The sequence below is a fragment of the Pseudomonas sp. 9Ag genome (genome assembly GCF_902506445.1).
GTDB lineage: Bacteria > Pseudomonadota > Gammaproteobacteria > Pseudomonadales > Pseudomonadaceae > Stutzerimonas > Stutzerimonas stutzeri_AB.
In genome coordinates, this window is record NZ_LR733836.1 from 3,593,968 (window position 1) to 3,616,438 (window position 22,471).

Sequence of the window (22,471 nt, forward strand, 5' to 3'; positions counted from 1 at the left end):
TATAGGCGACGTCAACGTCGGCCCGCTCAGAGCCAGCGCCGTACGCGCCGACGGTATATTCGGTAATCGTCGCCGAACAACCGCAGCAGCAAATGCTCTTCATGAATGATCACGGTGCGCTGCATGCACACAATCAACAAAGGCAGCAGCAGCCAGGGCCAGACACTGTTCAGCAACAACCCGACACCGCAATAGACAAAGGTGTCAGCCAGATAAATCGGGTTGCGCGAGAAACGAAACGGCCCGCTCTGCAACAAATTGCTCGGCTTGCCATAGGGGTTGATGGTGGTGCGATAGCGAAACATTTCCAGCGCTGACCAGAGCATCAGTGCGATGCCGACGGCTATCGCCACCCAGCCTGCATAGAACGTCAACTCGTATTCCGGCAGATCGAGAGGCACCCCTCTCGACAGTCCCCATGCACACCCCATGAAGACCAGGTAAACCAAGGGGGGTGGCGGAATCAATCTGGAAGAGGCATGGCTCATGGCGCGTCCCGGTGTATTGGATAGACCTATCCTACAGAAGCCGACAGTTAACACCGCCAGCTTTTAGTTGGATTTCCCGGGAAACCTAAACAAGCGCGTAAGTTAATGCTGCCCTGGTAGCCAGCCATGCACCATGGCGTGTTTCATCAGGTCCGCCGGTCGATCGATATCCAGCTTGCGGCGAATGCTCAGTCGATGGGTTTCCACCGTCCGCACGCTGATCTGAAGTTCGCGCGCCATGGTTTTGTTGTTGTGCCCTTGTGCAAGCATCAACAGCACTTCGCGCTCACGCGGGGTGAGTTCGCGCTCCTCGGCACTGCGACTGGCCAGCTTTTCAGCGATGCCCTCGCTGTAGTAGGTGCCTCCCGCAGCGATCGCCTGAATCGCGACGATGATTTCCCGTGACGGCGCGTCTTTCAGCACATAGCCGCTGGCGCCAACCTTGACCGAGGTGTTCACGTATTCCTGATTGTCGTACATGCTCAGAATCAGCACCCGCACGTCCGGAAACTGCTGGCGCAGCGATTGGGTCAGCTCGAGACCGTTTACATCCTTTAGGCCAATGTCCATCAGCACCACATCGGCCGTGGCGCGACCCAGCAGCTCAATGGCCTCGGCGCCGCTGCCGGCCTCACCGACCACATCCAGTTCGGGCACGGACATCAGCAAGGCGCGGATGCCGTCCCGAACCAGGGCATGGTCGTCGATCAGAGCCACCTTGATACAGGCTTGCGGGTTCATCGAGCGGGCCTCTTGTATTGAAATTCGATATTCAGCCGGCCCGTGCCGGCAAGGTGACATCCAGTTCCGTGCCGCCGGACTCAGACAACAGGCTGAAACGTCCACCGAAGTGCTCCACCCGTTCGCGGATGTTACGCAAACCGATGCCGCCTCCCTTGATGCTGTCGAGATGGCGCGGGTTGAAGCCGACGCCATCGTCCCGCACCCGCAAGCGTACCGACGCATCATCGCCGTCCAGACTGATGTGCACTGACTGCGCGGCGGCGTGTCGCTCGATGTTGGCCAGCGCTTCCTGCAACACGCGGAACAGCGCAACAGCCACCGAATCGTCAGGATCGCTCTCACCGAGGCCGTTGCTGTATAGCATTTTCAGGCCGCTGCGCTGTTCGAACTCTGCCACAAGCTGGCCAACCGCAGCCGACAAGCCCAAGGTGTCGAGCAAAGACGGATGTAGATCATGGGAGATGCGCCGCACCTCGCCAATCGCCCCGGCCAACCGCTCGGTGCCGCGATCCAGCGTTGCCTGCGCATTGGGATTTCCGCTGGCGAGTTCATGACTGGCCAGTTCGAACTGAAATTTGATCGACACCAGTAACTGACTGATGCCGTCATGCAACTCTCGGGAAACGCGGGAGCGCTCTTCTTCCTGCAAGCTGACGATGCGCTGGGTCAGCAACTGCAGCTTGCGGTCGGCCAAACGCCGCTCGCTGACGTTGAGCGTCAGGCCGCTGGCGAAGACCAGCAACACCGCGACGAGCGCGACGCCGGCGATGGCCAGCATGGTGGTGTAGATACCGCTGGCGACCTCTCCGCGTACCTGCAGGATCGCCTGATCCACATCCTCAAGATAAATGCCGGTCCCCAGCATCCAGCCCCAGCGCTCGAGCATCACCACATAGGCCAGCTTCGCGGCGAACTGTCCGGTCGAGGGTTTTTGCCAGGCGTAGCGTTGGAATCCCGTGCCCGTCTCGGCGCTCTGCATGAGCGCCTGGATCACCTTAAGACCGTTAGGGTCGGTCATATTCCAGAGATCCTTGCCGACCAGCTCCTGCTGGCGCGGGTGCATCAGATTGCGTCCGCTGCGGTCGTAGACGAAGAAATAACCATCACTGCCGAAACTGAAGCGTCCCAGCGCGGCGAGCACCTTCCGTTTGGTCTCTTCATCATCCAGTTTGCTGTCGTAGAGCGGCGCAATGGTGCTCAAGGCCATTTCGACGTAGTTCTTCAGCTCGGCCTGCTTGCTCGCCAGGATGCTGCTTTCGATCAGCTTCGCCTGCTGCTCGCCGAGACGCTGGTTCTGGAACAGCACCAGTGCGCAGACCACCGCCACGGCCAGGAGCAGTGGCAGGATGCTGAGCGCGGCGATCTTGTGCTTGAGCTGCATCGAGCCTCTCCGATGACCTGAACCTAGGCGAAACGTAGCGAAACTTAACCCAGACCGTAGGCCAGGCACAGTACCAGATGGCACTTGGCCTTGACGCACCGTAATCCGGACCGTTTCTCGCTGAAACGAAAAAGCCCGGCAAAGGCCGGGCTTTCGATACCGCGTGAAGCGTCTTAGTTACCGTAAACCGGGAACTTGGCGCAGACCGATTCGACCTTGCCACGCACTGCTTCGACAACCGACTCGTCGCCCATCTTGTCGAGGATGTCGCAGATCCAGCCTGCCAGGTCACGGCACTCGGTCTCGCCGAAGCCACGGGTGGTCACGGCCGGAGTACCAATGCGCAGTCCGGACGTCACGAACGGCGAACGCGGGTCGTTCGGCACGCTGTTCTTGTTCACGGTGATGTGCGCGTTGCCCAGCGCGGCATCGGCGTCCTTACCCGTGATGTCCTGCTTGATCAGGCTGAGCAGGAACAGATGGTTCTGGGTGCCACCGGACACCACGTCGAAGCCGCGCTGAATGAACACCTCGGCCATGGCCTGGGCATTCTTTACCACCTGCTGCTGGTAGGCCTTGAATTCAGGCTGCAGCGCTTCCTTGAAGCACACCGCCTTGGCCGCGATGACGTGCTCCAGCGGGCCGCCCTGGGCGCCCGGGAATACAGCAGAGTTCAGCTTCTTCTCGATCTCGGCATTGGCGCGGGCCAGGATCAGACCACCGCGCGGGCCGCGCAGGGTTTTGTGAGTGGTAGTGGTAACGACGTCGGCGAACGGCACCGGGTTCGGATAGACACCAGCGGCAACCAGACCGGCCACGTGGGCCATGTCGACGAACAGGTAGGCACCTACCTTGTCGGCGATTTCGCGGAAGCGAGCAAAATCCAGCTTCTGCGAATAGGCAGAGAAACCGGCGACGACCATCTTTGGCTTGTGCTCGAGGGCCAGGCGCTCGACTTCGTCGTAGTCAATCAGGCCCTGGTCGTTGATGCCGTACTGCACGGCGTTGTACAGCTTGCCAGAGGACGACACGCTGGCGCCGTGGGTCAGGTGACCGCCGTGGGCCAGGCTCATGCCGAGAATGGTGTCACCGGCGCTCAGTAGGGCCAGATAGACGGCGCTGTTGGCTTGCGAACCGGCATGCGGCTGGACGTTGGCGTAATCGGCGCCAAACAGCTCCTTGGCGCGGTCGATGGCCAGCTGTTCAACCACGTCGACGTACTCGCACCCACCGTAGTAGCGCTTGCCCGGATAGCCTTCGGCGTACTTGTTGGTCAGCACCGAACCCTGGGCTTCCATCACCGCCGGGCTGGTGTAGTTCTCCGAGGCGATCAGCTCGATGTGGTCTTCCTGACGCTTGGCTTCCTGCTCCATGGCAGCGAAGAGATCGGCGTCGAAACGGGCGAGGGTCAAATCACGGCTGAACATGGCAGTCCTCTGAGAATCAGCTGGCGGTAATAAAGAGGCGCGGATTCTACCCTATCCACCGAGGTGCGGGTATGAGCCGTGGTCATCTGCAACATGAGACAAGCTGCAAGCAAATCGAAGTTGCGGCTCGCCGCACCGCTACAACACGGGCCCTGGTTCGAGCTGACCACAGGCAGCCTGCAGCCGGCAGTTTGAAACCGATTCTTTCAACACCGCCGCTGAAACTGGTCGCCCCAGATAGAAACCCTGCACTTCGTCACAGCCATGGTCGCGAAGAAAATCCAGCTGGGCCTGATTTTCGACGCCCTCCGCGATCACTGACAGCCCGAGACTGTGCGCCATGGCAATGATCGCTCGGGCTATCTGCCCGTCCTGCTCGCCTTCGGGTAGACCGTCGACGAAGCTGCGGTCGATTTTCAGCACATCGATCGGGAATTGCTTGAGGTAATTCAATGAAGAGTAACCCGTGCCGAAATCGTCAATGGCAATCGATGGACCGAGCTGCTTGAGCGCATCGAGCATCCGCAGCGCGCCGCCGACATCCTGCATCAGTATGCTTTCGGTCAGCTCCAGCTCCAGTCGGCTCGGTTCAATTCCGCTAGCCGCGAGGATTCCGGCGATGCGCTGGCCTAGCTGTCCGTCGGCAAACTGGCGGGCCGAAAGGTTCACCGACACCTTTGGCACCACCACGCCCTGCCGCTCCCAGCTGCCGATCTGCCGACAGGCTTCGTCGATGACCCAGTCGCCTACCTCGACAATCAGGCCCAGCTCTTCCAGCGCAGGGATGAATTCACCGGGCGGCACCAGCCCTCGGGATGGGTGCTGCCAGCGCAGCAACGCTTCGACGCCAGTCAGCGTGTGGCCGTCGGCAAGATACTGTGGCTGGTAGTGCAGCACGAACTGTTGCTGTTCGAGGGCGTGGCGCAGATCGCTTTCCAGCTCCAGACGTTCCAGTGCGCTGGCATTCATCTCGGCCTGGTAAAACTGGAAGTTGTTTTTGCCTCGTTCTTTGGCGTGGTACATCGCGGTATCGGCATTCTTCATCAGCTGACTGATATCGTTGCCATCCTGTGGGCTCAGGGCGATGCCAATACTCGCAGTGACAAAGAACTCGCGGCCAGAGAGCACGAAGGGGTCGGCGAGACTGGCCAGGATTCGTTCAGCCACGTGAATGGCCCTGCTCAGTGCTTCATCGCGATCTCCGCCAGGGTGCAGCAGAAAAGTGAACTCATCGCCGCCCATGCGCGCCACGGTATCGTCTTCATCCACACAAGAGGCCAGACGGACCGCGACATCCTTGAGCATGCGGTCACCGGCGGCATGGCCGAGCGAGTCGTTGATCGGCTTGAAGCGATCCAGATCGAGAAACATCAGCACGACCCAGCCACGGCGCCGGGCAGCCAATTGAAGGCTGCTGTGCAAACGGTCCTGAAACAGGGTGCGATTGGGCAACTGAGTCAGCCCGTCGTAATAGGCAAGGCGGTGGATCCGCTTTTCGCTGGCTTTGCGCTCGCTCATGTCGCTAAAAAAACAGACATAGCTGACCAGCTCATTCTCATCATCGCGAACGGCGGTAATGCCGATCCAGCACGGGTAAGTCTCGCCACCCTTGCGCTTGAGCCAGAACTCCCCTTCCCAGCTACCGGTCTGGAGGACCTGGCTGTGCACGTAATCCATCTGGTTGGCCTGCTGCCTATCGGCGCTGAGCACCATTGGCAGCTCGCCTTTTACCTCGTCGCCGCTGAAGCCGGTGATCCGGACGAACGCCGCGTTGACCTGAGCGATCTTGCCCGCGGGGTCGGTGACGACGATGGCCGCGGTGGAATGGTCGAATACGGTTGCGGCGCGGCGCAATGCCGTATCGGCCTGACGCTGTTCGCTGACATCCCGGCCGATGCACAGGGTCCCATCGAACCGGTTGCTCTCGTCGGAAATCAGCATGATCCGCAGTTCGATTGCAACGGGCCGGCCATCAGCCGCGAGGCAATCGAAATACAGCGTTTGCGTCTGTAAATCCTGCCCCAGCTTGGCCAGTTCAGCCGGGCTGGCCGACGCATCGCGCACCCGCCGCATCAGATCATAGAAGCGCGCCGCCTGACGCGGCTTGGTCACTACCCGCTCCAGCCCATGACGTGCCGCCCACTCCGGGCTGTAGCCAAGCACGGTCTGGATTGAAGGGCTGATGTAATCAATGCGCAGCGAACTGTCGGTGGTGAAGATCACATCGCGCAGGCTGCCAGCGAGCATCCGGTAGCGGCGCTCGCTGTCGCGCAGCGAGTGGCTGTGGTCCATGTTCGCGGTAACGTCTCGTGCCACGCCGATCAAGCGTCGCACCCGTCCCTGGTCATCACGGGTCAGGACCTGTTCCGTCACATTGAACCAATGCCATTTGCCGTCACGGTGGCGCCAGCGCAACAACGACTCCTGAGCCACGCCGTCCATCATCGAACCGCGCAGGGCCAGCAGCCTCCAGATATATTCCTGATCGTCTGGGTGACTGATGCGCTGCCAGAACAGATCGCTGTCCTCGCCGCGCTCCTCTTCGCTGTAGCCCAGTCGCGTGGCCAGATTGCTGTTGCTGAAGAGCAACTTGCCGGCCTCCAGATCCTGCACGTAAAGCGTGTCGGGTACCGCGCGCAGCACCTCTGACCAGAAGCGCTCACGCTCAACCAGTGCGGCCTGCGCCGCCCGCTCACGGGTGATATCACGCATGACCCAGACAAAGCCGGACGGCTCCACCTCACCCGCCAGCCGCAAAGCCCGACGCGTGATCGAAAAGAGATGGCTTTCCCCCTCCTGAAGCAGTCGCACCGCCTCAAGGCACAGGTCAACGGTCGAATTGGCCGCATCGAACGCCAGGGGATCCAGAGTCGGCAGCAGCTCCTGCAAACGATAACGCGGCGCCTCTCGGCTATTCAGGCCGAACATTGCCTCGGCCTGGCTGTTGAGAAATTGCAGGCGACCACTGAAGTCGCTGATCAGGATCCGCTCTTCAATCGCTCCGAGAGCCGTCGCCGAGTAGCGCAACAGCTGCCAGTGGACGCGCAAGCGTCGTGGCACCAGAAGTCGCGCACACGCGGTGGCGATTCCCCGTGCAAGCCTTTCAAGGCGGGCTGACGCTGATGGAAGTCGATCGACCAAACGTTGAGAGTCCCAAGTGGCATGGCAATGAGCGCTGGGCCGAACCAGCGCCTGAACGGGGCCAAGAATGCCTTGAGAGCCATCAAAGCGCCAGCATCGGATCGACGTCCCGGTTTGCCCTGCCAGGTGCATTACGGTAGCTTTGCCAGTCCGGTTCGACCCGCCCACGGCGGCGGGATTCGCCTCACTTTTTCCTTCGTCACGGGCACTCGTCTCCATGGCTCAATACGTCTACACCATGCATCGGCTCGGCAAAGTCGTTCCGCCGAAGCGTGAAATTCTCAAGAACATTTCCCTGTCATTCTTCCCGGGCGCCAAGATCGGCGTGCTCGGCCTCAACGGCTCGGGCAAGTCCACCCTGTTGAAGATCATGGCCGGGGTCGACAAGGAGTTCGACGGCGAAGCGCGAGCGATGCCCGAGCTGAATGTCGGCTACCTGCCGCAGGAGCCGGAGCTGGACCCGAACAAGACGGTTCGCGAAGTCGTCGAGGAAGCTGTCAGCAGCATCAAGGATGCCCAGGCGCGCCTGGACGAGGTCTACGCCGCCTATGCCGAGCCCGATGCCGATTTCGACAAGCTGGCCGCCGAGCAGGCCAAGCTCGAAGCGATCCTGCAGGCCAGCGATGGCCACAACCTCGAGCGCCAGCTGGAAGTCGCCGCCGACGCCCTGCGTTTGCCGCCGTGGGACGCCAAGGTGGAACACCTGTCCGGTGGTGAGAAGCGCCGCGTAGCGCTGTGCCGTCTGCTGCTGTCGGCTCCCGACATGCTGCTGCTGGATGAGCCGACCAACCACCTGGACGCCGACTCGGTCGCCTGGCTGGAGCACTTCCTCCACGACTTCACCGGCACTGTCGTCGCGATCACCCACGACCGCTACTTCCTCGACAACGTGGCCGGCTGGATTCTCGAACTCGACCGCGGCCAGGGCATCCCCTATGAGGGTAACTACTCCGGCTGGCTGGAAGCGAAATCCAATCGTCTGGCGCAGGAATCCAAGCAGCAGTCGGCCCACGAAAAAGCCATGAAGGAAGAACTGGAGTGGGTGCGCAAGGGCGCCAAGGCCCGCCAGGCGAAATCCAAGGCCCGCCTGCAGCGCTTCGAAGAACTGCAGTCGCAGGAATTCCAGAAGCGCAGCGAGACCAACGAAATCTACATCCCTGCCGGCCCGCGTCTGGGTGACAAGGTCATCGATTTCCACAATGTGACCAAGGGCTACGGCGACCGTGTACTGATCGACGACCTTTCGTTCAGCATGCCCAAGGGCGCCATCGTCGGCGTGATTGGCGGCAATGGCGCAGGCAAGTCGACATTGTTCCGCATGATCATGGGCAAGGAGCAGCCGGATTCAGGCAGCATCGAGATCGGCGACACGGTGCAGGTCGCCTGCGTCGACCAGAGCCGCGATGATCTCGATGGCAGCAAGTCTGTGTGGGAAGCGGTGTCCGATGGCGCCGACATGATCCGCATCGGCAACTATGAAGTGCCGTCGCGCACCTACGTGGGGCGCTTCAACTTCAAAGGCGGCGACCAGCAGAAGTTCGTCAAAGACCTTTCCGGCGGTGAGCGTGGTCGCTTGCACCTGGCATTGACGCTGAAGGAAGGCGCCAACGTGCTGCTGCTCGACGAACCCTCCAACGACCTCGACGTGGAAACCCTGCGTTCGCTGGAAGAGGCCTTGCTGGACTTCCCTGGCGCGGCCATCGTGATCTCCCACGATCGCTGGTTCCTCGACCGTGTCGCCACGCACATCCTCTCCTATGAGGATGACGGCAGCATCGTGTTCTTCGAAGGCAACTACACCGAGTACGAAGCCGATCGCAAGAAGCGCCTCGGCGATGCAGCTTCTCAGCCGCATCGGGTGAAATACAAGAAACTTGCCCAGTAGCAAACCATAGCGGAGCCGAAAGGCTCCGTTTTTGTGTGGCGAAGCGCCTCTGGTGGCAACTGGCCTGATGCCGGATAATCCCGGTTTTCGACGCTTGGCACGACACTTGGATGTCAGCCAGCAATTGCAAGGGAAGTCAGGATCACCATGGCAGCACTGGGAATACGCGGCAAGTCACTGCTGGCGTTGCTATTGACCTTCCTGCTTGCAATCGGCGTCACCGTGCTGGTGGGCCGCGAAGCGTTGCAGGGCGTGCAGAATCGTTTTGGCGAAGCCTATGCGCGAAACGTGGTTCAGCTCAACCGCGAACGGCTGTTCGCACCGGTCACCCGCGAATTGGCCTTGGCGCAACGCCTTGCCGAATCTCAAATCACCCGTGCCTGGCTGCTCGATGAGAACGATCCGGCCAAGCGTGCTTTGTTTTTCCGCGAAGCGGCCGGTTATCAGCGCGCGCTGAGTGACCATTCCTACTTTGCGGCGTCCGCAGCGAGCAACCGCTACTACTCCAACGGCGACCAGCAACCTCCCAGCGAGGCGCCCCGCTATGAGATGAAGCCCGACGCGCCGCAGGATGAATGGTTTTACGTCACCCTGCGTTCGGATGCGCCCTACCATCTCAACGTCGACCGCTCGGCCGTCACTGGCGACCTGAAGATCTGGTTCAACATCCTGGTCCGGGATGGTGAGCGCCCGCTCGGCATCGTCGGCTCCGGCATCAGCCTCAAGGCGTTCGTAACCCAGTTCATCGAAGAGGACAAAACCGGCGTCGAGTCGATGGTCCTCGACAGCCACGGCTCAATCCTGGTCCACCCTGATCAGAACCTGGTTACCCTGAACGCTGACACCTCCCAGGGCCGCTCGCTGTCCACCAGCCTGCTTGGCCAGCTCGACGATATCGACCAGGCCAACGCACTGCGACAAGCGATGCGCTACAACCGCGAACACCCTGGCGAGACGACCACGTTGGAGGCCAGTCTCGATGGCGAGCCCCGACTGCTGGCGCTGACCTGGATTCCGGAACTGCAGTGGTTCGTCGCCAGCGCCGTGGATCTGCGAACCGCGCAAGTCATCGAGCTGAGACCCCTGCTGCCCGCCCTCGGTGCTGTGTTGTTGCTACTGCTATTGCTCATCGCGGGCGGCGCCTGGCTGGTCGACCGTCGCGTACTCAGCCCGTTGCGGCAACTGCGCAAGAGCGCTCAGGCCATCGCTGCCGGACACTACAACGCGCCGCTGCCGAGTGATCGGGACGACGAGATCGGCGAGCTCAGCGCTGCGTTCCGCAGCATGGCGCTGAAAATTCATAGCCATACCAGCGAGCTGGAAAGCCGCGTCGACGAACGCACGCGTGAACTGCAGCAGGCCAACCGCGACATGGCCGCCGCACACAAGAAAATCGAGGACTCGATCGATTACGCCAGCCTTATCCAGCACGCCATCTTGCCCAAGCGCCAACTGGTGGCCGACCTCGATGAGCGCCACGCGGTGCTCTGGCACCCCCGCGACGTGGTCGGCGGCGACTTCTACGTCTATCGCGCCACCGAACAAGGCTGCCTGCTCGGCGTGGTCGACTGCGCCGGCCACGGGGTGCCCGGCGCCCTGATGACCATGCTCGCCCACGCTGCCATCGAACAGGCCATCGCCGATGCGGGCCTGCACGACCCGGCGGCTATTCTTGCGCGCTCTGACGGCATCGTGCGCAGGATGCTGCGCGACGACACGACCCAACAGGCACTCGCCACCAACATGGACGTCGGCCTCGCCTACGTCGACTTCGGACGCCGCCTGGTGGTCTACGCTGGTGCCAAGGTTGCGCTCTACTACAGTGATGGCGAAAGCCTCGAGGAGCTGCCGGCCGGACGCCGCGCCATTGGCGACCGACGCGTAGGCGAGTACGGGAATGCCGAAGTCGGGCTAAAGCCAGGCCGCACCTTCTATCTGGCCACCGATGGCTTCCTTGACCAGGCAGGTGGCGAGCTCGGTTATGGTTTCGGCAATAGCCGCTTCGCCGATATGATTCTGCGTCATGCCCGCCTGCCCATGAACGAACAGGGGGCGGCGTTCAAAGCCACCCTGGACGAATACCAGGGCGATTACCCCCAGCGTGACGACATCACGATGTTGTGTTTCCGTTTCGATTGAGCGCCATTCACCGGAGTCGAGTTGCCCCATGGAAACCCTTGACCTGTTCGCCATGCGCGAAAGCTACAACCGACAGCAGATCATGCTGTGCTTCAACGGCCCGATTTCGCGCAGCCTGATCGAGGAAATCGGCAACGCGCTGCGTAACTACCTCGCGGCTGATCATGCCAACCCGTCGTCGGCGATGGATGTGTTTGCCGTGTACATCGAGATGACCCAGAACATTCGCCATTACGCCAAGGTGCGTAATTGGGCGGATCAGGAGGCCGGCGCGACAGTCGTGGTCGCCCGCAACGATGCCGACGGGCGCTATGTGGTATCCGCCGGCAACCTGATCGAGACCGCGGACGGCGAAGCGCTGATCGCCACTATCGAAGAGCTGGCCCGCCTGGACAAGACGCAGCTCAAAGCTCGTTACAAGGAACAATTGCGCAAACCGCGCGAAGACAACACTGTCAGCGGCGCAGGACTCGGCCTGATCGACATCGCCCGCAAATCCAGCGAACCGCTGAAAGCGTCGCTGCAAACCGTCGCCAACGGCCGCTCGTTCATCAGCCTGAGCGCGGTCATCTGACTTACAAGAGCCAACTGCACATGAATGATTTCTCCATTGCCGGCAGCCAGTCATCGCCCGCCATTCAGTCCGACTGGGAAAACGGCGTGCTCGCCATGCAAGGCGACTCCTACCCGGAAAACTCCTATGAGCTTTTCCATCAGGTCATCGAGTGGATCGAACGTTATCTGGCCGAAGCCGGCCGCCCGCTGCGCCTGGAACTGCACCTGCTCTACCTCAACACCAGCAGCATCAAAGCCGTGATGGACATCTTCGACCTGCTCGAAGCGGCCCATCAGGAAGGCAAGGCAGTGGCCGTCAACTGGCACTACGACCGTCGCAACGAACGTGTGGTAGAGCTGGCCGAAGAGTTCAAGGAAGACTGCACCTTTCCATTCATGATCCTCAGCCACGATTAGAAGGTCCTTATGCGCGGGCAGAATCCGCTGGAAAGTCAGGTTTTGGAGTCGCTGTCCGACCCCGAGAACCAAGGCCATCCACTGCATGAAACGCTGGGTCAGCTGTGGGAGGCACACCACAGCCTGCTCAACCGCATCGAGCGAATCGCCCGGGTCTCCGACGGCTACCAGAGCATCGTCCGCGACCGCGAGATGACCCTTTCGGCCCGTTTCGACAAGCAGCTGCGGCAGCTGGAAAAGGTCGCACGCATTTCAGATCGTTATCAGACAATGCTGCGTGACCTGAACATCGCACTGAAAGAAGCCTCCACCCATGACGCCCTCACCGGCATCGCCAACCGCCGCTTGCTTACCGAGCGGCTACGCGAAGAAACCGAACGGGCCAAGCGTTATTCACGTCCGCTGTGTGTGGTCATGGTCGACATCGACCGTTTCAAGGCCATCAATGACGACCATGGCCATGAGGTCGGTGACAATGTGCTGATGGAAGTGGTGCGGGTGATGGAAGCCGAGATCCGCGAGCATGACCTCTGCGGCCGCTGGGGCGGCGAAGAATTCCTCCTGCTGATGCCGGAGACCTCGACCGAAAGCGCAGTGCGGATAATGGAGCGGTTGCGTCAAGCCGTCGCCAAGCTGCGGGTACGGGTCAATGACGACTCGCTGTCGGTAACGGTGAGCCTGGGCATGGCACAGCTGCGACACGATGAGAACTACTCCAGCGCCATCAACCGAGCCGATGTGGCACTGCTGCGCGCCAAGCGCAACGGCAGGGACCGCTACGAGCTGGCGGACTGACCGTACAAATCCTTGCATCGTCAGCGCTCAGTCGCTGAAAACGCCGGTTTTGCGCTCGACCCGGCGTTCCCCATCGCCCAGCGCAATACCGCTGGCGACCTTCTGTTCACATCGGTGCGATGAATCTCATCGCACCCAGCAAGTACTGGTAACGCACCCGCCTGCAAGCGGGCGCGTCACCGGATGACGCCGGCGCTTAGTCGTTGATCTGCTTCAGGTAGCTCGCAGGCTCAGCGCCGAGGTTGTTCAGCATGCGCTCGCTGTACCAGTCGATGAAGTTGACCACACCGAACTCATAGGTCTTCGAGTAAGGGCCGGGCTGATAGGCCGTCGAGTTGATCCCGCGCTGGTTCTCTTCCGCGAGGCGACGGTCCTGGTCGTTGGTCGCGTCCCACACCTGACGCAGGCGCGCCACGTCGTAGTCGACACCTTCGACCGCATCCTTGTGAACGATCCACTTGGTGGTAACCATGGTCTCCTGCGCGCTGATCGGCCACACGGTAAAGACGATCACGTGATCGCCCATGCAGTGGTTCCAGGAGTGCGGCAGATGGAGGATACGCATGGAGCCGAGCTCGGGGTTCTGGATGCGGCCCATGAGCTTCTTGCTGCCCTGCTTGCCGTCCATGGTCATCGAGACCGTGCCCTTGAGCAACGGCATGCGCACGATGCGGTTACGCAAACCAAAGCTGGCGTGGGCATAGGGAATCTTCTCCGCCTCCCACTTGGCGGCGGAATCGGCAACGTGATCCTTGAACGCCTGGCTGGCCCGTGGATCGGTGACGTCGTCCCACTCCAGCAAGGTATTGAGCAATTCCGGATGCGCGCCGTTGCAGTGGTAGCACTCGCGGTTGTTTTCCAGCACCAGCTTCCAGTTGGCCTTTTCCACCAGGGTGCTCTGCACCGCCACCTTGGTGTTCTCCATGTCGTACGGTTCCATGTAATGCGACAGGGTGGCCAGGAAGTCGTCGATCGCCGGCGGGTTCTCGGCCAGGGAGATGAAGATGTAGCCGCCAGCCGTCTTGCACTGCACCGGCTTCAACCCGTACTGGTTGAGATCGAAGTCAGCGCCCATCTCGGTGCCGGCGAACAGCAGCCGACCGTCCAGCTCGTAGGTCCACTGATGGTAGGGGCAGACCAGCTTGGCAACCTTGCCCTTGTCGCTGGTGCACAGCCGTGAACCACGATGGCGACAGACGTTATGGAAGGCATGGACTGCACCTTCCGCACCGCGGATAACCAGAATCGGGTTAGTGCCGATCTGTAAGGTCAGGAAATTGCCCTTGGCGGGTATTTCGCAGGTCATGCCGGCGATCAACCATTCTTTATGGAAGATCTCCTGCATGTCGATCTGGAACAGCCGTTCATCGCTATAGAACGGCTGCGCCAGAGAAAAATTCGGCTCGCGTGCCTGCAACATCTCGGCCGTGGCTTTGCGCGCGGCTTCGAGTGGATCGCCCAGGCTCAGGTTGGAAGTGACATCCATCGGTTGCTCCTCAAGCCGGCCGCGCCTTGCAGGCGTCTGTGGCTGGCGACAAAAATGGCTATTCGGTTACGACGCAAGGCGGCGAGCCGGACGGCATCAGCGCCGTCAAATAGAGAAGCGGCTCCGGCGAATCACCCCCCTGCTCGGCTGGGACCGAGTGTGTCGCGGCGCAACAGGCAAACCTTATCCATGGGCGACAGGCGCGCATCCGTTTCCGACGCGCAAACGCCCATGACATCGGCCTGGTCGCGATAAGCATGCCGATGTCGCGGGTAGGTAAGTGTCGCCGCGGCGTGTTACGCACAATTCTGTGCCATAAGGGCTATGCGGCGTGGAGTCGCAGTCCCGGAAAAGGGGCCCAACGGGTCGATGTAGCAGCGCGCAATCGAGGTGAGCATGTCCAGTAATTTCCTCAATCCGGTCAATACCCAGACATGGACCAACGGCCGCCATCTGGTGCGCTGCGTGAAGGTGATCCAGGAAACCTGGGATGTCCGCACCTTCTGTTTCATGTCCGATCAACCCATCATGTACTTCTTCAAGCCGGGCCAGTTCGTGACCCTCGAGCTTGAAATCGAAGGGCAGCAGGTGATGCGTTCCTACACCATCGCCAGCTCACCCTCGGTGCCTTACAGCTTTTCGGTGACGATCAAGCGCATCCCCGGCGGCAAGGTATCCAACTGGCTGCATGACAACCTCAGTGAGGGTGACCAGCTACCGGTGCACGGCCCCGTCGGGCTGTTCAACGCCATCGACTTTCCTACCGAGAGAGCCCTGTTTCTGTCCGGTGGCGTCGGTATCACACCGGTCATGTCGATGGCCCGCTGGTACTTCGACACCAACGCCAACGTCGACATGGTGTTCGTCCACAGCGCCCGCTCGCCAAAGGACATCATCTTTCACCGCGAGTTGGAGCACATGGCCTCGCGGGTCAACAACTTCAGCCTGCACATCATTTGCGAGAAACACGGCATGGGCGAGGCCTGGGCCGGTTATCGCGGCTACCTCGACCAGCGCATGCTGGAGCTGATCGCGCCGGACTTCGCCGACCGGGAGATTTTCTGCTGCGGCCCGACCCCGTACATGAACGCGGTCAAGCGACTGCTGCAGGCCAATGGATTTGACATGCAGCACTATCACGAGGAGTCCTTCGGTGCGACGCCGGCAGACGTGCGCGAAGACGTCAAGGAACTGGCCGAACAGGCAGCCGAGGCGCCCGACGTACCGCTAGCCGACCTGAATCAGGTGGAATTCACCGCGACCGGCAAGAGCATTCGCGTCGGCCCGCGCGACACCGTCCACTCGGCTGCCGCGCAGCTCGGTCTGCACATCCCCAAGGCCTGCGGCATGGGCATCTGCGGTACCTGCAAGGTATTGAAGACCTCCGGCGAGGTGGTCATGGAGCACAACGGCGGCATCACCGATGAGGACGTGGCCGAGGGCTACATCCTGTCGTGCTGCAGCGTGCCACAGGGCGATGTGGTCATCGACTACTGAGCCAGGGCTGCACGGGCGGAGCCAGTCCCCCGTGCAGCATCCCCAGCGCCACCCGGGTCGGGCGCTACGCTGCAATTCACAGGCCGCGTAGCACCGGCTCATCACCCATGTCGCTCAGAGAAGCGACCTGCTCGACTGGCTGATTTGCCGGCCACCGCCAGCGCATCACCTCGCCATCGGCCCCTCCGACGTCTCATCCCCGCCCCGTCGCGACCCTTGTCGCCCCTGCTTTACTTCATTCTGCCCAACGCGCAAGCGACTTCTGCGCTGCGCAATCGGCGTGCGCAAACGGCCAGCCGGCGCGCGCGACCGATTACTTGCGCGAGATTTCCGAGAGCGACGACAGCATGTCGCAAACGAACTCCCGCAAGACGCAGGCAGGCATCTTCCCACCAAGGCCCAGCCCTACCATCGCATCCAGACACACCAAGGCCTTCACCGAGGCGAATGGCGCCGTTGCGCCTTTAGGAGATCCGCGATGTTCAGCAAGCAAGACAAAATCCAGGGCTATGACGACGTACTTCTGGCGGCGATGGATGCCGAGGAAGCGCGTCAGGAACATCACATCGAACTGATCGCCTCGGAGAACTACACCAGCAAGCGCGTGATGCAGGCCCAGGGCAGCGGGCTGACCAACAAGTATGCCGAAGGCTATCCGGGCAAGCGTTACTACGGTGGTTGCGAGCACGTCGACAAGGTCGAGCAGCTGGCCATCGATCGCGCCAAAGAGCTGTTCGGCGCCGATTTCGCCAACGTCCAGCCGCATTCGGGCTCCTCGGCCAACAGCGCCGTCTACCTGGCGCTGCTCAACGCAGGCGACACCATTCTCGGCATGAGCCTGGCCCATGGCGGCCACCTGACGCACGGCGCCAAGGTCAGCTCGTCCGGCAAGCTGTACAACGCCGTTCAGTACGGCATCGACACCGACACCGGCCTGATCGACTACGACGAGGTCGAGCGCCTGGCGGTCGAGAGCAAGCCGAAGATGATCGTTGCCGGCTTCTCTGCCTACTCGAAGACTCTGGATTTCCCGCGCTTCCGCGCCATCGCCGACAAGGTCGGGGCGCTGCTGTTCGTCGACATGGCGCACGTGGCGGGCCTGGTCGCGGCCGGCCTGTACCCGAACCCGATTCCGTTCGCCGACGTGGTCACCACCACCACGCACAAGACCCTGCGCGGCCCACGTGGCGGCCTGATCCTGGCCAAGTCCAACCCGGACATCGAGAAGAAGCTAAACGCCGCGGTCTTCCCGGGCGCCCAGGGCGGCCCGCTGATGCACGTCATCGCAGCCAAGGCCGTGTGCTTCAAGGAAGCCCTGGAGCCTGAGTTCAAGGAATACCAGCAGCAGGTGATCAACAACGCCAAGGCCATGGCCAAGGTGTTCATCGAGCGCGGCTACGACGTGGTCTCGGGCGGCACCGACAACCACCTGTTCCTGGTCAGCCTGATCAAGCAGGGCATCACCGGCAAAGATGCGGACGCAGCCCTCGGGCGCACCGGCATCACCGTCAACAAGAACGCCGTACCCAACGACCCGCAATCACCCTTCGTCACATCTGGGCTGCGGATCGGCACACCAGCCATCACCACCCGCGGACTCAAGGAAGACCAGAGCATCGAGCTCGCGGGCTGGATCTGCGACATCCTCGATCACCTCGGTGATGACGATGTCGAGGCCCAGGTGGCTCGCCAGGTCGCAGGGCTGTGCGCCGACTACCCGGTGTACCGCTGATTCGAAAGGTGGAAGGCGCTGCTGCCTTCCACCGCCAGTTGTTGGTGGATCGCTGAGGGGGTGACCCCGCTACGAGTCGCAAAACCGCTTCGAGGCGGTCGTTTTTCCAGGAGCATTCGACATGCAACGTTATTCCGGCTTCGGCCTGCTCAAGCACTCATTCAGCCATCACGAAAACTGGCAGCGCATGTGGCGCAACCCCAAGCCCAAGCCGGTCTACGATGTGGTCATCGTCGGCGGTGGCGGCCATGGTCTGGCCACGGCGTACTACCTGGCGAAGCAGTTCGGCGTAAAGAACGTCGCAGTCATCGAGAAAGGCTGGTTGGGCGGTGGCAACACCGCGCGCAACACCACCATCGTGCGCTCCAACTACCTGTGGGACGAATCGGCACGCCTCTATGAACACGCGATGAAGCTGTGGGAAGGCCTGTCCCAGGACATCAACTACAACGTGATGTTTTCCCAGCGCGGCGTGTTCAACCTCGGTCACACCCTGCAGGACATGCGCGACATCGAGCGCCGGGTCAGCGCCAACCGCCTCAACGGCATCGACGGTGAAGTGGTCGATTCCCGTCAGGTGGCGGAGATGATCCCTTACCTGGACTGCTCGAAGAACACCCGTTATCCGATCCTCGGCGCCTCGCTGCAGCGCCGCGGCGGCGTCGCCCGTCACGACGCAGTGGCCTGGGGTTATGCCCGCGCCGCCGACGCCCTGGGCGTCGACCTGATCCAGCAAACTGAAGTGATCGGCTTCCGCAAGGAAAACGGCGTGTGCATCGGCGTGGAAACCAACAAGGGCTTCATCGGCGGCAAGCGCGTCGGCGTGGTCACGGCCGGTAACTCCGGGCACATGGCCAAGCTGGCCGGCTTCCGCCTGCCGCTCGAGTCGCATCCGCTGCAGGCGCTGGTCTCCGAGCCGATCAAGCCGATCATCGACACCGTGATCATGTCCAACGCCGTGCATGGCTACATCAGCCAGTCGGACAAGGGCGACCTGGTCATCGGCGCCGGCATCGACAGCTACGTCGGCTACGGCCAGCGGGGTTCCTACCCCACCATCGAGCACACCCTGCAGGCGATCGTCGAGATGTTCCCGATCCTCTCGCGGGTGCGCATGAACCGCCAGTGGGGCGGCATCGTCGACACCACTCCGGACGCCTGCCCGATCATCGCCAAGACACCGGTCAAGAACCTGTTCTTCAACTGCGGTTGGGGTACCGGCGGCTTCAAGGCCACGCCGGGCTCGGGTCACGTCTTTGCCGCCAGCCTGGCCAAGGGCGAGATGCACCCGTTGGCCAAAGCATTCTCGATCGAGCGTTTCTACAACGGCGCGCTGATCGACGAACACGGCGCGGCTGGGGTCGCACACTGATTTTGTGCCCCTCCGCCGACGGCGGAGGGATGTAGGTTTTCTGGAGGTACCCGACCATGCTGCATATTTTCTGCCCTCACTGTGGCGAATTGCGCTCCGAAGAAGAGTTCCACGCGGGCGGCCAGGCCCACATCCCCCGCCCGCTGGACCCGAACGCCTGCACCGATGAGGAATGGGGCGAGTACCTGTTCTTCCGCGACAACCCGCGCGGCATCCACCACGAGCTGTGGATCCACGCTGCCGGTTGCCGCCAGTACTTCAACGTCACCCGTCATACGGTGAGCTACGCAATTCTCGAGACTTACAAGATCGGCGAACAGCCCAGCGTTACCGAGGCATCGCTCGCCTCGAAGAAGGCTGCCGAGCAAGGAGTAAAGGCATGAGCCAGGTCAATCGTCTTTCCCAGGGCGGCCGCATCGACCGTAACCGGCCCCTGACCTTCACCTTCAATGGCGAGACCTATCAGGGCTACGCCGGTGACAGCCTGGCCGCCGCCTTGCTGGCCAACGGTGTCGACGTGGTCGGCCGCAGCTTCAAGTACTCGCGTCCGCGCGGCATCGTTGCCGCCGGTTCCGAAGAGCCTAATGCCGTGCTGCAGATCGGTAGCACCGAAGCGGCGCAGATCCCGAACATCCGTGCCACTCAGCAGGCGCTGTACCCAGGTCTGACCGCCAGCAGCGTGAACGGCTGGCCGAGCGTCAACACCGACCTGATGGGCATTCTCGGCAAGGTCGGCGGCGGGATGATGCCGCCCGGGTTCTACTACAAGACCTTCATGTATCCGCAGAACCTCTGGCTGACCTACGAGAAGTACATTCGTAAAGCCGCTGGTCTGGGCCGCGCGCCCACGGAGAACGATCCTGACCGCTACGATCACCTCAACCAGCATTGCGATGTCTTGGTAGTCGGTGCTGGCCCGGCTGGACTGGCAGCCGCGTTGGCCGCCGGTCGCAGTGGCGCCCGCGTGATCCTGGCCGACGAACAGGAAGAGTTCGGCGGCAGCCTGCTCGCCACCCGTGAGACCCTGGACGGCAAGCCAGCCGCCGAATGGGCTGCCGGCGTGATTGCCGAACTGGAAAAAATGCCGGAAGTGACGCTGCTTCCCCGCTCCACCGTGAACGGCTACCACGACCACAACTTCCTGACCATTCATCAGCGTTTGACCGACCACCTCGGTGAAGTCGCGCCCAAGGGTGCCTTGGGCCAACGGATGATTCGTCAGCGCATGCACCGCGTTAGAGCCAAGCGCGTCGTGCTGGCCACGGGTGCTCATGAGCGTCCGCTGGTGTATTCGAACAACGACGTGCCCGGCAACATGCTCGCCGATGCAGTCTCCACCTACGTGCGCCGCTACGGCGTGATCCCCGGCCGCCAGCTGGTACTGTCGACCAACAACGACTACGCCTACCGGGCAGTGCTCGACTGGCTGGACGCAGGCCAACAAGTGGCTGCGGTGGCCGATGCACGCAGCAACCCCAAGGGTGCCTGGGTCGAGGAAGCACGTCGTCGTGGCGTTCGCATTCTCGCCGGCAGTGCGGTAGTTGAAGCGCGCGGCAGCAAGCGGGTCACCGGGGCGCGCATCTGCGCCATCGACCTGGCCAGCCACAAGGTCGTCAGCCAGGGCGAAGTGATCGATTGCGACCTGATCGCCAGCTCCGGCGGTTACAGCCCGGTGGTCCACCTGGCCTCGCACCTTGGCGGTCGTCCTGTTTGGCGTGAAGACCTCCTGGCCTTCGTGCCCGGCGAGGGCTTCCAGCAGCGCACCTGCGCTGGCGCAGTGAATGGCGTGTTCGCCCTTGGCGATGCGCTCGCCGACGGCTTCGAAGCGGGCGCCACAGCGGCTGCCGAGACCGGCTTCAAGGCAGTCAGCGGCAGCGTGCCGCAGGCCGAACAACGCGTCGAGGAAGCCAGCGTCGCGCTGTTCCAGGTCCCGCACGACAAATCTACCGAGCGTGCGCCCAAGCAGTTCGTTGACCTGCAGAACGATGTCACCGCGGCCGGTATCAAGATCGCTACTCGCGAAGGCTTCGAGTCGGTCGAGCACGTCAAGCGCTACACCGCACTGGGCTTCGGTACTGACCAGGGCAAGCTCGGCAACATCAATGGTCTGGCCATTGCCGCCCATTCAATGGGCATCAGCATCGCCGAGATGGGCACCACGATGTTCCGGCCGAACTACACGCCGATTACCTTCGGTGCGGTCGCCGGTCCTCACACCTACGAGCTGTTCGAGCCCAAGCGTTACACCGCCATGCAGGCCTGGCACCTCAAGAATGGCGCCGAGTTTGAAGACGTCGGTCAGTGGAAGCGCCCCTGGTACTTCCCCAAGAAGGGCGAAGACCTGCATGCCGCCGTGGCCCGCGAATGCCTGGCCGTGCGTAACGCGGTGGGCATCCTCGACGCTTCCACCCTTGGCAAGATCGACATCCAGGGTCCGGACGCACGCGAGTTCCTCAACCGCGTCTACACCAACGCCTGGACCAAGCTGGATGTGGGCAAGGCCCGTTACGGCCTGATGTGCAAAGAAGACGGCATGGTCTTCGACGACGGCGTGACCGCTTGTCTGGCCGACAACCACTTCGTGATGACCACCACCACCGGCGGTGCGGCACGGGTGATGGAATGGCTGGAGATCTACCACCAGACCGAGTGGCCTGAGCTGAAGGTGTACTTCACTTCAGTCACTGACCACTGGGCGACCATGACCCTGACCGGCCCCAACAGCCGCAAGCTGCTGGCCGAGGTCACCGACATCGACCTGGACAAGGACGCCTTCCCGTTCATGACCTGGAAGGAAGGCAAGGTAGGCGGCGTGCCAGCACGGGTCTTCCGCATCTCCTTCACCGGTGAGCTGAGTTACGAAGTCAACGTCCAGGCCGACTATGCGCTGGATGTGTGGGAGCAGGTCATCGAGGCAGGCAAGAAGCATGGTTTGACGCCTTACGGCACCGAGACCATGCACGTCCTGCGCGCCGAGAAGGGCTTCATCATCGTCGGTCAGGACACCGATGGCTCGGTGACCCCGGACGACCTGAACATGGGCTGGTGTGTCGGCCGTACCAAGCCGTTCTCCTGGATCGGCTGGCGTGGCATGAACCGCGAGGATTGCCTCAAGGAAAACCGCAAGCAACTGGTCGGGCTGAAGCCGCTGGATCCGAAGAAGGTACTGCCCGAGGGCGCGCAGCTGGTATTCGATCCCAAGCAGCCCATCCCGATGACCATGGTGGGCCACGTGACCTCCAGCTACATGAGCGCGGCCATGGGTTATTCCTTCGCCATGGCCCTGGTCAAGGGCGGCCTCAAGCGCATCGGCGAGCGAGTCTACGCACCGCTGGTCGATGGCAGCGTGATCGAAGCGGAGATCGTCAGCTCGGTGTTCTACGACCCGAAAGGCGAGCGGCAGAACGTGTGA

16 protein-coding genes are annotated in these 22,471 nt (G+C 61.9%); 10 read left to right on the plus strand and 6 right to left on the minus strand.

What is annotated here, in order from left to right:
• Positions 1-26: 26 nt before the first annotated feature.
• The 5 genes from ALTERO38_RS16345 to ALTERO38_RS16365 all read right to left on the minus strand — a co-directional run bounded on the left by ALTERO38_RS16345 (position 27) and on the right by ALTERO38_RS16365 (position 6,968).
• Positions 27-488: an isoprenylcysteine carboxylmethyltransferase family protein gene (locus ALTERO38_RS16345; RefSeq protein WP_159969026.1), complete on the minus strand. Its 462-nt coding sequence runs from the start codon at positions 486-488 to the stop codon at positions 27-29.
• 102 nt (positions 489-590) lie between these two features.
• Positions 591-1,229 (minus strand): response regulator transcription factor, encoded by a 639-nt coding sequence (locus ALTERO38_RS16350; protein ID WP_159969027.1) that lies wholly within the window; start codon positions 1,227-1,229, stop codon positions 591-593.
• A gap of 31 nt (positions 1,230-1,260) precedes the next feature.
• The gene (locus ALTERO38_RS16355) at positions 1,261-2,613 is read right to left on the minus strand and encodes a cache domain-containing protein (protein ID WP_159969028.1); all 1,353 of its coding nucleotides are present in this window, start codon (positions 2,611-2,613) and stop codon (positions 1,261-1,263) included.
• Positions 2,614-2,786: 173 nt separating this feature from the next.
• Positions 2,787-4,040 (minus strand): serine hydroxymethyltransferase, encoded by a 1,254-nt coding sequence (gene glyA, locus ALTERO38_RS16360; protein WP_159969029.1) that lies wholly within the window; start codon positions 4,038-4,040, stop codon positions 2,787-2,789.
• A gap of 138 nt (positions 4,041-4,178) precedes the next feature.
• Complete coding sequence (locus ALTERO38_RS16365; protein ID WP_372239426.1) at positions 4,179-6,968, minus strand: EAL domain-containing protein; 2,790 nt, start codon at positions 6,966-6,968, stop codon at positions 4,179-4,181.
• A gap of 430 nt (positions 6,969-7,398) precedes the next feature.
• On the opposite strand from ALTERO38_RS16365, the gene ettA reads away from it, so the two are divergent.
• From ettA to siaD, 5 genes are all read left to right on the plus strand, one after another.
• Positions 7,399-9,066 carry an energy-dependent translational throttle protein EttA gene (ettA, locus tag ALTERO38_RS16370; protein WP_102837918.1) on the plus strand — a complete coding sequence of 556 codons (1,668 nt, stop codon included), beginning with the start codon at positions 7,399-7,401 and terminating at the stop codon, positions 9,064-9,066.
• Positions 9,067-9,213: 147 nt separating this feature from the next.
• Positions 9,214-11,205, plus strand: a complete 1,992-nt coding sequence (siaA, locus tag ALTERO38_RS16375; RefSeq protein WP_159969031.1) for a biofilm regulation protein phosphatase SiaA — start codon at positions 9,214-9,216, stop codon at positions 11,203-11,205.
• A gap of 28 nt (positions 11,206-11,233) precedes the next feature.
• Positions 11,234-11,779, plus strand: a complete 546-nt coding sequence (siaB, locus tag ALTERO38_RS16380) for a biofilm regulation protein kinase SiaB (protein WP_148926895.1) — start codon at positions 11,234-11,236, stop codon at positions 11,777-11,779.
• Positions 11,780-11,799: 20 nt separating this feature from the next.
• Entirely contained in the window at positions 11,800-12,177 is a 378-nt protein-coding gene (gene siaC, locus ALTERO38_RS16385; protein WP_159969032.1) for a biofilm regulation phosphoprotein SiaC, read from the plus strand.
• A 9-nt stretch (positions 12,178-12,186) separates the two neighbouring features.
• Entirely contained in the window at positions 12,187-12,972 is a 786-nt protein-coding gene (siaD, locus tag ALTERO38_RS16390) for a biofilm regulation diguanylate cyclase SiaD (RefSeq protein ID WP_148926897.1), read from the plus strand.
• Between the two features lie 196 nt (positions 12,973-13,168).
• Here the strand turns inward: siaD and gbcA are convergent, their stop codons facing one another.
• Positions 13,169-14,458, minus strand: coding sequence for a glycine-betaine demethylase subunit GbcA (gbcA, locus tag ALTERO38_RS16395; protein ID WP_102837923.1), 1,290 nt, complete (start codon positions 14,456-14,458; stop codon positions 13,169-13,171).
• A gap of 396 nt (positions 14,459-14,854) precedes the next feature.
• Here gbcA and gbcB point away from each other — a divergent pair, with 396 nt between their 5' ends.
• From gbcB to ALTERO38_RS16420, 5 genes are all read left to right on the plus strand, one after another.
• Entirely contained in the window at positions 14,855-15,955 is a 1,101-nt protein-coding gene (gbcB, locus tag ALTERO38_RS16400; protein WP_102837924.1) for a glycine-betaine demethylase subunit GbcB, read from the plus strand.
• Positions 15,956-16,433: 478 nt separating this feature from the next.
• Positions 16,434-17,687 (plus strand): serine hydroxymethyltransferase, encoded by a 1,254-nt coding sequence (glyA, locus tag ALTERO38_RS16405; RefSeq protein WP_159969033.1) that lies wholly within the window; start codon positions 16,434-16,436, stop codon positions 17,685-17,687.
• 121 nt (positions 17,688-17,808) lie between these two features.
• Positions 17,809-19,059, plus strand: a complete 1,251-nt coding sequence (locus ALTERO38_RS16410; protein ID WP_102837926.1) for a sarcosine oxidase subunit beta family protein — start codon at positions 17,809-17,811, stop codon at positions 19,057-19,059.
• A 56-nt stretch (positions 19,060-19,115) separates the two neighbouring features.
• Positions 19,116-19,442, plus strand: coding sequence for a sarcosine oxidase subunit delta (locus ALTERO38_RS16415; RefSeq protein ID WP_102837927.1), 327 nt, complete (start codon positions 19,116-19,118; stop codon positions 19,440-19,442).
• Positions 19,439-22,471 carry a sarcosine oxidase subunit alpha gene (locus ALTERO38_RS16420; RefSeq protein ID WP_102837928.1) on the plus strand — a complete coding sequence of 1,011 codons (3,033 nt, stop codon included), beginning with the start codon at positions 19,439-19,441 and terminating at the stop codon, positions 22,469-22,471. The genes ALTERO38_RS16415 and ALTERO38_RS16420 overlap by 4 nt, the downstream gene beginning before the upstream one ends.